Consider the following 12480-nt stretch of genomic DNA (forward strand, 5'->3'; position numbering starts at 1 on the left):
GTCTGTTATCAATTGCGAGCCTGGCAAATACATTTCAATCTTCCCAATCTAAGGGCTAACATTAACCTATCAAATATACAGTTTGAACGAGAAGATATGGTCGATAAAATCGTTCAAATTTTTGATAGTACTGGAATCAGCCCACAATCCCTAAGATTTGAACTAACTGAAAGCATGTTGATGAAAAACTCATCTCCAATTGTGACGGCCATGCAGCAGTTACGTCAATTTGGTGTTCAATTTCATTTGGATGACTTTGGACAGGGATATTCTTCTCTAAGTGTGTTGCACAAGCTACCAATTGATGCTCTTAAAATTGACTATACTTTCATTAAAAAAATTACTACTGATAAATCCTCTTTAGCCATTGTCAAAACCATAATGGCTTTAGCAAACAGTCTTAATATTAGCTGTGTTGCTGAAGGCATTGAAACTCAGGATCAGCTTCAGCAATTAACTGCGTTGGGTTGTGAGCTAGGACAAGGATATTTTTTCTCAAAGCCTCTGATGGCTAGCGCGGTAGAATCTTTCTTGCCTGGAAAAGCGTAGCCATTGTCAGCCGTGGCCATCGTCATGACAGTTCCTCCTCCTCTGCAAAACCTTCCCTAGTACCGTAGCGCTTAAAGCTGAGGTTCTGGTAACTTCAAGGTGCCAAACTTCGGTGACCAAAACTCACCCCGACTCTCAAAGAAAGCCACCTCTTTGCACTGGCCGCGTCGGTTTTCCAGCAGCGAACAGCGCAGCATCACTTTGGCCTGACCCTGCTTCTGGTAACGATAGCGCTCTAGCAAAGCGCCGCAGACCGGGCAGGGAGAGTCCGTAAAGTTCTCCGGTGTGTTGGCCTGCTGCTGCGCATAAGGCAGCTCGTAGCGTTTGGCCTTGCCGTTCCAAAACATCACGGTGCTGCAGCCAGAGCATTTGAGGAAGTGCTTGGCTTTGAGCTTCTTGGAACGAGAGGGGATCTTGTCCATCAGCTGACCGCAGGTAGGGCACTGAGTCTTACTGGGTTTGGCGTTACTCGGCTTCACCTGACTCACCTGCGGCTTAGAAGCCTGAGGCGGAGCTGGAGATAAAGTCGCAGGCGGAGACTTTGCTGGTAGCTCTAGCGATCGCAGTTGCTGCTGTGCTCGCGCGATCGCTGGGGCAAAGTAGCTCTGGTGCCAGCCAATCAGATAGGACTGCCACTCCTGCTCACCAGCGGCGATCGCATCTAACCAACATTCCGCAGGTTGCCAAAAGATTAGGTAGGTGCATAGTAGGGCTCAACATGAGCCCCCAAGAATCGGATGATTGTGCGCCGCTCATCAGTCAGGTTACTAATCTGCTTGAGGTGTCCGAACTGCACAAAATGAATGCCCTGAAACTTCTGAATGACCCACCGAAAGGTAGGGTTGACAGTAGGCTGTTTTTTCTGGTCGAGGATTGTTTGCTGTTGTGCCGCCAGGGTTTGTCTAAGCTTACGCTCAGCTAAAGTGTAGACCATCAAAGTCAGGGCCATCACCAGGGCTAGAGCCTCGACTCTTTGGGCTTTTTTGACAAACAGGCTGCTGGCGAAGAACAACGGGTCTTTGAGAAAGCGAAACCCGCGCTCAGTCTTCTGTTGGCCCTTGTACTCTTGCAATAGTTTGTCAGCAGGCCACTGCTGGGTATCGAGGTGATTGGTGGCCAGGATAAACCGACTGCGCTGGTTCTGGTAGGCGGCTTCGGCAGTGCTCCGGCGCTCAAGCTTGGCTTTGAGGCGGTAGCCGGTGGCAGGTGGTGTGTCTTTAGCTTTTGCTTTAGTTCGCTGACCCGGTGCCCGTTTCGGTCGAAGCGTCTCAACGCTGACCTCAGTGAGGTGATGGCCCGCCAAGGTGTCTTGGAAGCGCATCAGGGCTTCGAGGGCATCGGGCTTACAGGCAAAGACCTGTTGCTGCAGCTGCTTGAGGTCGCGGTGCAAGCGTTTCTCTAGCTGCTTGAGTTCGGGCTCCCACAGCGACTGGTCAGCCTTGCGCGTCAGACTCTCAATCAGAATCCAGCGCTGCTGAACTCCACCATACTCAGCGGTTGTCTCCCACATCTGGTAGTCCTTGAGGGTGCAAGCGACTGGCGTCAGTTCGCTGGTATCGCTTTGCACGAGCGCTTGGGCATTGCTCAAGGTTTGGGGTACCCGTGAGACCCATTTGAGTGAGCCGACCTGCTGTAAGTTCGGCTCACTGTAAAAGGCTGCGTCGATAACGAACACACTGTCCATCTGCCAACTGTTGGCAAACTGGCGCATCAACCCGGCAAACTGCTGCGCGTCACTCTGGTTGCCATCTGCCACCTTCAGCCACAGCGGCACGCCACCATCCGCGCTGCACATCAGGTTGACTACAAACTGCTTCAGGTCGGGGCGTTGGTCCCTTGAATAGCCTCGACAGATCTCGATGGGCACCTGATCTAAGTCTCCCGACTCAACCCTCTCCCGCCCATACTCGCCTCGCAACGAAAACGAACTCGAGTCTAGATGAACCTGGCCAACATCGACGCCAAATCGCTCCACCGCCTGCATCGCCACACGCAAAAAGAAACTGCTGGTGCCCTCTTCATATAACTGGTCGAGCACACGTCCGAGACGGTCATCGTTGAGGTGACTGGCCTGTATGCCTTCGCCGAGCAAATGCTCAACCGGCTTACTCTCAAAGAACTCGCTGAACAGGTACAAAGGCGCACTCACGAAACCCAAGCCGTTCAGTATCAGTGCTTTGACCACTTGTCCGGCGCTGATGCGCTCCAGCTGATGCTGGCCTAACTGTGCATTGGTCAATTCCACCAGTCCCAACTCGTCAACCATCCCGGCAACCAAGCCTAGGTGATCCAGATTCTCTATCTTCAACCGATGCATCCATTCTCTTGAGGGCTGCTTCTACTCTACGGCACACCACCTTTCTTATTCATTGTCAACCTGCGGAATGTAGGATCTAAGGCCGTCTCCATCTGCGCGGTGAACTCCGGCTGAATCAGGTCTGGCAGCAGCCTGCCTAACGCCGCATCTAGTTCTAAGCCCAATGGAGTCGACGTCAGCTTGCCTTTGGTAGGCTCAATGTACTGCCGCTGCTTCAGCGTTTTGATCGTCGGCGCATAGGTGCTGGGACGACCAATCCCTTTCTGCTCCATCAGCTTCACCAGCTGCGGCTCGCTGTAGCGCGGCGGCGGCTGTGTTTGTTTGGCATCGGCTTGGGCTTGCTGCAGTGTGAGCGTTTGACCATGAGTGAGCGCTGGTAGTACCGTGTCGGCGCTCAGGTTGTTCCAGTAGCGGGTATAGCCCGCAAACTCTAGCACCTGACCTCTAGCTTCCCAGTAGGCTGTACCTGACTGGGTGACCACGCGCGTTTTCCGCAGCCGAGCCGCAGCGCACTGAGAGGCTACGGTTCGATACCAAATCAGCTCGTAGAGACTAGCGTCTGCTGCCGGGAGTTCTCGCTGCAGAGCCTCTGGCAGGCGGCTGACATCCGTTGGACGAATCGCTTCGTGGGCTGCCTGTGCGCCTTTGACTGCCCGGTGGCGGGTGCGCTTGGAGGGCAAATTGTCTGGGTCATGCTGCTGCAGATACTGCCGCACTGATTCACAGAAAGGGGCTGAGAGTGCTACGGAGTCGGTACGCATGTAGGTGATGTGGCCTTTCTCGTAGAGCGACTGCGCCACCTTCATCGTCTGCTCTGGGCTGAAGCGCAGCTTTGACCCAGCCGCCTGCTGCAAGGTCGAGGTGACAAACGGTGGCGGCGGTGACTGCTGCACCTGTTTGCCTGCAATCTGCACAACCTGATGCGGCTGACTGCGGGCGATCGCCACCAGTTCATCGGCCTGTTGTTTTGAGGTCACCCGCTCTGACTCTGGCGCTACACTTTTGCCCTTAGCGACAGCTATCTCTTGATTAGATTTCTGAGATCTTTGCTGTGGCTGTGGGCGGCTGCGATAGAACGCTTTGAAGCCTTCTTGGTAGCTCACCCAAATGCTCCAGTAGTCCTGCGGCTTAAATGTCTGAATCGCTCGCTCGCGATCGCACAGCAGGTGCAGCGTCGCACTTTGCACCCGGCCCATCGACTTGGCGCCGTTGTTCAGTGGCCACACCACATGGCGGCTGCCTTTGTAGCCCACCAGCTTATCGAGGCAGTCGCGCGCCCTGCCTGCGGCAATGAGGTGTTCATCTAAGCGGCGGGGACGGGCGATCGCCGCTCGCACCGCTTGAGGCGTAATCTCGCTGTAGACCACACGCTGTGGATTTCGTAGCCGCAGGGCTTGCTGCAGGTGCCAGCCAATCGTTTCCCCTTCGCGGTCGGGGTCGGTGGCGATGTAAACTCGCTCGGCTTGCTTGACCGCCTGGCGCAGCTCAGAGAGTACTTTCTTCGAGCGGGCATCGCGGGGCTGATAGCGACACTCAATGGCCGTCATGCCTAGGTCAAAGCCCAGGGCATCCTCGCCATCGTTGGCCAACTCGCGGATGTGCCCCATGCTAGCTTTGATTACCCAGCCAGCCCCTAGAATTTGACCTAGCTTTTTCACCTTGCCGGGGCTTTCAATCAGCAACAGATTGCTCATAGCGTCACCTCTGACTGCGTGTCATACCTCAACCCTATTGCAATAGTACATTTGAATCACGGATTCTTGAGATCGAGTACAATCATCAGGCAATGACAGCTTTCCAACTTCTCCATGCTGATTTGCTGAGTGTTTGCTGATAGCGATTGCCACGTCCCATGCCTCGCCAACCCTCTCTATTACCAGATGAAGATAACTACTTCGCCTTGCTCAATGGTCTGAAAAACCGTATCCGTTCGGCTCAGATCAAAGCAGCCCTTGCCGTTAATCGGGAACTTGTGCTGCTTTATTGGCATATCGGGCGCGAAATCTTACAACGTCAGCGAGAACAAGGCTGGGGTAGCAAGGTGATTCCGCGCCTTGCCAAAGACCTCAAGCGCGAATTTCCTGATATGAAGGGCTTCTCGCGCACAAACCTTCTGTACATGAGAGCTTTTGCCGATGCATGGCCCGATGAAAAATTTGTCCAAGAGCTGCTTGGACAAATTACTTGGTATCACAATTTAGGACTGCTCGATAAGCTTAACCAGCGAGAAGAAAGACTCTGGTATGCCCGTGAAACCATTGCCAATGGCTGGAGCCGAAACGTGATGGTAATGCAAATTGAGAGCGGTCTTTATCGCCGGCAGGGAGGAGCCATTACTAACTTTGATCGCACACTCCCCCCACCTCAATCTGACCTGGCTCACCAGCTCGTCAAAGACCCATACAATTTTGACTTTCTAACGCTAGGAAGGGATGCGCAAGAGCGAGAACTGGAGCGAGGGCTCGTTGAGCATATTCGTGATTTCCTATTAGAACTGGGCGTCGGCTTTGCCTTTATTGGTAACCAATATCCGATTGTGGTCGATGACAAAGAATATCGCTTGGATCTTTTGTTCTATCACGCTCGGCTGCACTGTTATGTCGTGATCGACCTTAAGATGGGCGAGTTTGAGCCTGAGTTCTCTGGCAAGATGAACTTCTATGTTTCAGCCGTAGACAACTACCTGCGGTCTGCGGAAGACAACCGCACAATTGGGATTATTCTTTGTCGCTCAAAGCGCAAAACAACCGTAGAATTTGCGCTGCAGGATGTGCAAAAGCCAATTGGAGTTTCCACCTATCGCTTGCAGCATGACTTGCCAGAAGCACTCCAAAAAAGTCTGCCGACTCCTGAGCAACTGGAAATGGAACTGGAAAGCGCTATTCAAGAAATAGAGGCTAAAGCTACTGAGCCTGGTACTAATTCTCAATAACGCTTCTGTTTACAGATATGCAGCTTCATAGCTTACCTATGCCTCACTTGCAGCCGCTTCCTCAACCTGTCTGAGGTGGATATGTTTGTAGCCTAGCTTCAGGTCAAACTCATCACCCGGCTTCAGCTTCAGTTCCTGCGTGTAGGCAGAACCAATCACAATCTGACCGTTCTGATGCACCGTCAGGCGGTACGTTGCTTCTCGGCCTCGGCCATCTGACTTCGGCCCTAGATTGAGCCCTTTGGCTACCAGCAGTGCCTCATAGAAAGACTCCAAGCTCACTCGCACGCGATTGCTTTTGGTCTGGCTGGTGTAGCCACAAGCCTGAGCGATTTCTCGTCTGGAAAGGTGGGAAAGTTCTTGCGCTTTCTGTAGCAGCGCTTTGCCGGTCAACGGTTTAGATTGCCTCGTCATTCTCGCTCCAATTTCGGGTGATACTCAAATACATCGACTGTTCTAGCCTTACCTTGTCCTTTAGGGCAGCTAGGCTATCACCCTGACACTGCCGCAGACGCCGCTCAAGTTCCCTGGAATAAGATTGGGGTTGAGGATACGCTGGCTCAGACGCTGTTTGGCTCCGATTCTGATAACGAGGCATAGGCTATAACACCCGCGTATAAAACAGAAAGATTACTAGCATAGCATCTAGAAATTGCTGGTCAAAAACATTATCCATAACAAATGTTTTGTTTTTTGATCTATCTAGCAATAGCCTTGTGCTTAGCTCAAATAGCTGAATCAATATAGTACACGCATCATCTTAGATTTCTCTAATAAGTTTATTCTTAAATGATAGGAATTTTAACTATAATTATTGAAAGAGATATAGATTCCTCAACCACAGCATGATACTGGTCAAACTGATTGCTATTGGATTCGCTATCTATGCAGCCTATGCTTATTATCAAGGACGCAGAAGTAGAGTGCCAATCGCTCTGACTGTATCAGCTGCCGCTTTCGCCTTTTGGATTTCCAGAGTTGTGATCAACTGGATTGAAAGCTTTCAATCTTAGGCAAAACTAAAGCTGCCTAAAACCTTGAGAGCAATCCCAGCTGCAGCATACATAATACAGCGGTTTCTAAACATACTTTTCAATTCACGCGGCCTAATGCCGCGCTTAGTATTAACAGCTTCATATAGATAAGCTAACGAAATTGCCATGCAGACAACCTCACCTAAGTCGAAAGTAAAAGAATGATTTTCGCTTACAGGTAAAAGCAGCGGTAATGTTGCATAAACTACCGCAATCACGACTAACGCCAGCAGAAAAGTTTTATCGTTCATCAATCACTATCCCAGCTCCATACCTTTGTCTTGTTCACGGTTTCTTGATGGCGCTTGAGGCGGTTGTCCCCTCAATTCTTGCGGTGACTTGGCCCCCAACTTCATCCAGCGGCGGCGATCGCCTTCAGTTAGATCTGACACCTTGAGAATTTCGTTGCCATCAGCAACCACACCACCGCCGGTTCGTTTGTTGGTGACGCTAATTAGGCTGTCTTTCTGCTTGACCTGATAGATTCTGCCATCAGCTTGAAGGGTGCCCTCCCGGTCTTGATGAGCTAAGCCCACCTGTAAAGCAGACTGAACAAAACGCCGCGCGTTGGCGGCAATACCCTGGCCCAGACCGGCTTGAGCGTCAAATTCAGCGCGATCGCTTCGCATCTGTTTGGCTGCTGTCTGATTCAAGCCGCTCACTTCTCCAGTCTTGACGGCTTTACCGAGCTGCGTAATCTGCTCTAAATCCTCTTGAGAGCGGCCCAAGGCTCTCGCTGACTTATACCAGTCACGCAGTTCCTCGACTGTAACTGCTTCCGAGTCATCCAGCAGCTCAGCCATCTCCTCATCCAGCAGCTCATCAGCACTGGCGATCGCTTCCTGGACAAACTCACTGGCTGGAACTTCTTCTTCGCGTGACTCAGCTTTAGCCCCGGTTGGCTGACTCATCTCCTGCTCAACAGCGGCGATCGCGCTCATCAGGTTTTCACGCTGGGCCTCTGGCAGGGCTTGGGCATCGGAGCGCAGTTGCGCCAGCGTTTGCTGATAGTCAAAGGCTTCAGCTTCAGTAACTAGTTCACTGGCCTCTCCCGGCTGTGGCTCCGGCTCAGTTAGTTCTTGACTCGTAGTCTCTGAAGTAGTCTGTTCTGGTGCAGCAACGGCTTCTGCCTCTGGAGCTGGCTGCTCCAGCTCTGGTTCCAAGGCAGCCACCTCAGCTATCACTTCGGTTCCTGGCTGGACGGTTTCTACCTCTGACTCCGGCTGCTGCATGGCCCTAACCGCTTCTGCAAAGCCCTGCTCCCTAATGTTCTGAGCGAAGATGCCTGCAAACGAGCGATCCCGGTTTCGCGTCTCACCAAAAGGCCCGCCTACAGCAGTCTCAGCTAAGCTCAAGCTGCCCTCATCTGACAGGTTGAAGACCATCTCTGAATCAATAAAAGCATCCCCGTTCTCAGTCAGCGTGTGATACAGCATGAGCTGGTCATCATGGCGCTCAATGTTCAGCGCGATGTATGGCTCGTTCTCGACCTTGAGATAAAACTCTTCATCGGCCATCACTGCCTTAGAAAGGCCAGCTTCTTCGAGAAACTTACCGACCTGTTTCTCAGCCTTACCCCGCTGCTGCTTCCACCCACCAATACGAGGAGTTTCCTCTGACTCTGGCGGCGCTGCTGCTTCGGGTTCCGGTTTTGCTGGTTTTGGCTCGTCCGGATAGCGAATATGTTGTGCATCCTCTTGCTGGCTGCTCTCTGTCAATGCTTCCAGTTCATCTCTGTAACCGCTGACGCTAAGTTCTGGCTCCTGCCCTTGCAGCGCTCTATCAGCTTGCTCGGCAAAATCTGGCACATCCACCCACACATCCTGGGGGGAATCGCCTTCTCCAGATACGTCATAGCCGACTTGCACCTGTACGCGATCGCCCTCGATGCGAATGTCATCTGGCAGAAATAGCTCATAGTTGTTTCTGCCTGCCTCACCCTCAGTCAGGCTGGTGTATAAACCCTCTGCTTCAGCATCGAACTCTGGATCAACCTGGAAGTGTAACCCCTTGCCCTGACTGACAACTTCCTTGACCTGCTCAACCTTGGCCTCAAGAACGGCTGAGTCACGCTGTTGTGGCGCTGTTTTTGTAGTTTCTGTCTGGGGCTGCTCTGGTTCTGGCTGCGAACCTGCCGTATCGTCAACGGCTGGTGAGGCTGACTCTGCTGGTTCAGCTTTGATAGGTTCTGGTTCCGGCTCTACTTCGTCAGGCTCCGGTACTGGGGAAGACTCTGCTGCTGGGCGATCGCCTGCTATTGCCTCACCTTCTGTTGGCGACTGGGCGGCTTCTGCTACTTGTTCATCTACCTCTGACCCACTGCTGATTTCCTCTGGCTCCTGAAAAGCCGCTTCTAGGCGATCGCGGAAATTATCTAAATTTGCTAGGTCTACAGATGGCGGTAGACCTGCCTTTTCAACTACATCCTCTACTGAATCTGACCAGGTGAACTCAGGAATCTTTTCACCGACTAGCTCTCGTGCCTGCTCTAAATGCGTAACTGCTTCTAGACGCTCATTACGACCGTTCTGAATGTAGCTGACCACATCCTCTAGCTGGTCGGCTGAGAACTTCGCTTCCATCCGGTCGCTAATCGAATAGAACTCATCACCCATCGCCTCTATCAATCCTTCATCAAGGATGATGCCTTTCTGCTTCTTACCTGTTTGCAGCACATAATCACCCTCCTGCTGTTTAAGCGTCATCTGCTCGTCAGCGGTTTTGACGATGCCCTCACCACTTGTGATTTCCATGAACTGACGCACGTTGCGCGGCGCTGGTAGCTCAACTGGCGTTTCAGACAGCTCGCGCTCCATATCGTAGCCCTTGGGCAACAGCAGCATCGGCTCAATCTCACCGCCTGACTTAGTGGCGTTGATGATGCTGCCCTTGTTGCCGTACTGCTCAGCGGCTCTCAGCAGGTTGCCGGTCAGCGCTTGCCTCACTTCCCGATCGCCTGACTGACGCTCATCAAATTGGGGCATCACCTCTTTGCCCGTCATCGTCTTTTCAACAGCGGTTACATCAACTGACCCCATCCGGTCGCTGTTGAGCTTGGAGAGCGGTATCGGCACCTCCCGGTTTGAATCGGCAATCGAAACGCTCATCTGCCACTTGGAAGCCGCCACCGGATTCGAGTCACCAAAGCTGTTTTGAGACTCATCTGAACCATCCAGCATCGCCGCTAGCGAGCGGCCCCGCTTGCTGATATCACTTACTGCTCCATAGAAAATGCGACCGTTATCGGTGGCTAATCTGACTGTTTGGCCCAGGCGGTAGCGCTTGAACTGGGTGAGCTGGGTTTTCTGTTTCTCAACCCGCTTGGTTTCTTTATCAAAGGCCGCTTGGCGCTTCTCCGGGTCTTGGTAGCGTTGCCCAATCTTGGCCCGCTGCTGCTCCATATACTGCTCTGCTGCTTTGTCTGCTTGTTCTAGCAGGTTGCTGGAAAACGCCTGAGAACGCTCATCGACGGCCTCAAAATCATGGTCTTCAACTGACTCAACCGGATCGAGGTCTAGTTTGCCGCGCACCTCATTAATCACCTCTAGCTGCGTCTTCGGCCTGCTCTGAGACTTGACATCCATCACTTCGACCTGAACGCCCTTACTGAAGGCTGAACGCCCATCCTTAGGCGGCACAATTTCAGCCTGAGCCAAAGAGCGAGCATCGAGGTCTACTGCTTCGGCTTCCAGTGGGTTATTGCCTAGCGCTTTCTGCTGCTCCACAAATGAGCTGTATTCTTCCTCCAGTAGCTTGTAAAAGGATTCCTGCTCATCAATTGGCAGCAGCGGTAAGCGGCCGGTCACCTTGGCGATCGCTCCCTCCTCAACACTCTCTAAGTCACCCGCACCTTCTGAGGAAACCTTGATCGGATAATCTAGCTTTTCATTGATTTCGGGATACTCGCTGAGGATCTGCTCAGCGACCGCATCGCCGTAGCGGTTGAAGAAGTCGGGAATCTCCGAGGTATCAAAACCCGCATTCTTATCGGCGGTCGTGTTGGCATTGAGTGAAGCCATCTTCTTCTCTAGCAGGGCCGCTGGCCGCTTCTCATCTGGGGTATCCCCCATTAGCAGCGTGATGCGCGGCGGCGCGACTTGCCCGGTGCGATGAGCGCGGCCCAGCGTCTGCATGAAGTCATTGATGTTGCGCTCTGCCTGGCCCACAATCATGTGGCGGCGGCGTTGGTCGGCAAATTTTTCAGAAGCATGGAGTGAGATACCCGTGGCCCCAGAGCGGTTTAGGAGAATCACATCAGACTTACCACTGTTAAAGCGATCTGTCGCTCTGACCTTGCCTGCTTTACTGGTTTCGCGGCCACTACGCCGCCTGTACGTGGCGTTGCCGTCACTATCGTACTCAAGCCGCGCTTTGCGGCCCGTAATCTCGCCCATGCTGTAGCCCGCATCTTCTACCCGCTGCTTGATGTGGTCGATGGGCGATACCGGAAAATCTAATTCCGTTTCTTCAATCAACGCTTCAGCCGCTTCAAAGGCCGCGACCGCATCCGGCCCCAGCTCGGCATCACTGAGCGGTCTGCGGGTGGTGGTGCCGTCATAGTCTTTCTCCAGCACATCCCGGCTGCGCTCCAGGTAGCGCGTCAGGATATCGCTGAAGTCAGCCGTAAACTCATCCCCAGGAGCAATATCGTTCTCATCGGCGTAGTTCTCGATGAAGCTGCCCATCGTGTTAGAGACTGTCAGAATCGGCTTTTCACCTTGCTCTAGAGAGGCGATCGCTTCATCAGCCATCTGATCCGATTTTCGCGCTAGCAAGCTCTGGTCAATGACATTGTGCATCAGCGCAGTGAAATTGACTGACGATGCACCGGCTTGGCCAATAGAGCTATCTTTACCGACCTTCTTGGCATCGGCCTTGAGAGACTTGTCCAAATCCTTCAGCGCATCTTGCTTGTGGCGGTCAAACTCCAGAATCTTGCCCATAATCTGACCCAGCCGGTCAGTCGAATCACGGTCCACTTCTACGGTATTGATGCCGAAGTCAACCCCTTCATAAGTCCTTTCTCGTCTGATGTAAAAGCCATCTTCAGCTAGGGTGTTGGTTGATGCCTGCTGCAAGGGGATGCCGCCTTTTTCCAGTGCCCCCTGCAAAGCTTCGACTGAACCGAGCGCATCGCGCATCCCAGAGCGGCGACCGTAGAGATCCATCACGTCAGGCCGCTTGACAGCCGTTGCAGAGCTGAAGGTTACACCATCTGCCTTATCCACCAGGTCACGGGCAAACTCAGCCCGGTTGGGTGGCTGGCCCACTTTTTTCCACTGCCCCTGAGCACTACCGCCCGCTTCATGGGCCTCATCCATCACGATGATTGACTGCGGCGCTATCATCTCCAGAAACTCACGGCGCGGCGTGTTTTTGCCCTGCACTGTCTGCATTTGTGAATAGGTAGTAAATACACCGTCGTACTCATCCTCCGGTGACAGCCCCCCTTGCTGAATCAAGCGATCTAGTTCAGCCGCATGGCTATTGGGCGATGTCTTCAACGTGCGACCATCAGGTAGCGGGACTGTTTCTTTGCTATTAGTGATAAAAGGCTTAAAGTCCTTGACACCGATATCATCCAGGTCACGAATCATATCCGCGTATAAACCTGAATCACGGGTGACGAAAACAGGGGTGCGATCTGT

The 12480-nt window shown here is 52.8% G+C and carries 7 protein-coding genes and 1 pseudogene; 2 read left to right on the forward strand and 6 right to left on the reverse strand.

The window, feature by feature from the left end; all coding sequences use genetic code 11:
- A partial coding sequence (locus tag QJQ48_RS26905) for an EAL domain-containing protein (RefSeq protein WP_346294315.1) occupies positions 1 to 549 on the forward strand: 549 nt, incomplete at its 5' end.
- Positions 550 to 620: 71 nt separating this feature from the next.
- On the opposite strand, the gene QJQ48_RS26910 is transcribed toward QJQ48_RS26905, so the two are convergent.
- The 3 genes and pseudogenes from QJQ48_RS26910 to topA form a co-directional block, all read right to left on the reverse strand.
- A complete protein-coding gene (locus QJQ48_RS26910; RefSeq protein WP_346294316.1) occupies positions 621 to 1028 on the reverse strand; it encodes a hypothetical protein in 408 nt (135 codons plus the stop codon).
- Between the two features lie 212 nt (positions 1029 to 1240).
- A complete protein-coding gene (locus tag QJQ48_RS26915) occupies positions 1241 to 2857 on the reverse strand; it encodes an IS1634 family transposase (protein ID WP_346294321.1) in 1617 nt (538 codons plus the stop codon).
- Positions 2858 to 2940: 83 nt separating this feature from the next.
- Positions 2941 to 4560, reverse strand: a pseudogene (gene topA / locus QJQ48_RS26920) (type I DNA topoisomerase); the annotation flags it as partial.
- A 158-nt stretch (positions 4561 to 4718) separates the two neighbouring features.
- On the opposite strand from topA, the gene QJQ48_RS26925 reads away from it, so the two are divergent.
- The gene (locus QJQ48_RS26925; protein WP_346294317.1) at positions 4719 to 5798 is read left to right on the forward strand and encodes a PDDEXK nuclease domain-containing protein; all 1080 of its coding nucleotides are present in this window, start codon (positions 4719 to 4721) and stop codon (positions 5796 to 5798) included.
- A 36-nt stretch (positions 5799 to 5834) separates the two neighbouring features.
- Here QJQ48_RS26925 and QJQ48_RS26930 read toward each other — a convergent pair whose 3' ends face one another.
- The 3 genes from QJQ48_RS26930 to QJQ48_RS26940 all read right to left on the reverse strand — a co-directional run.
- Positions 5835 to 6212: an AbrB family transcriptional regulator gene (locus QJQ48_RS26930; protein WP_346294318.1), complete on the reverse strand. Its 378-nt coding sequence runs from the start codon at positions 6210 to 6212 to the stop codon at positions 5835 to 5837.
- Positions 6213 to 6807: 595 nt separating this feature from the next.
- The gene (locus QJQ48_RS26935) at positions 6808 to 7083 is read right to left on the reverse strand and encodes a hypothetical protein (RefSeq protein WP_346294319.1); all 276 of its coding nucleotides are present in this window, start codon (positions 7081 to 7083) and stop codon (positions 6808 to 6810) included.
- A 6-nt stretch (positions 7084 to 7089) separates the two neighbouring features.
- Positions 7090 to 12480, reverse strand: a 5391-nt coding sequence (locus QJQ48_RS26940) for a strawberry notch C-terminal domain-containing protein (protein ID WP_346294320.1), incomplete at its 5' end; no start/stop codon positions are given.

Origin of the sequence: Sphaerothrix gracilis Ecp01, from assembly GCF_030405905.1 — a bacterium.
Classification (GTDB): Bacteria; Cyanobacteriota; Cyanobacteriia; order Phormidesmidales; family Phormidesmidaceae; genus Sphaerothrix; species Sphaerothrix gracilis.

Bases quoted from the DNA above. Each gene is read 5' to 3' on its own strand.
- QJQ48_RS26930 (WP_346294318.1), bottom strand. From the start codon at position 6,212: ATGACGAGGCAATCTAAACCGTTGACCGGCAAAGCGCTGCTACAGAAA.
- QJQ48_RS26925 (WP_346294317.1), top strand. From the start codon at position 4,719: ATGCCTCGCCAACCCTCTCTATTACCAGATGAAGATAACTACTTCGCC.
- QJQ48_RS26935 (WP_346294319.1), bottom strand. From the start codon at position 7,083: ATGAACGATAAAACTTTTCTGCTGGCGTTAGTCGTGATTGCGGTAGTT.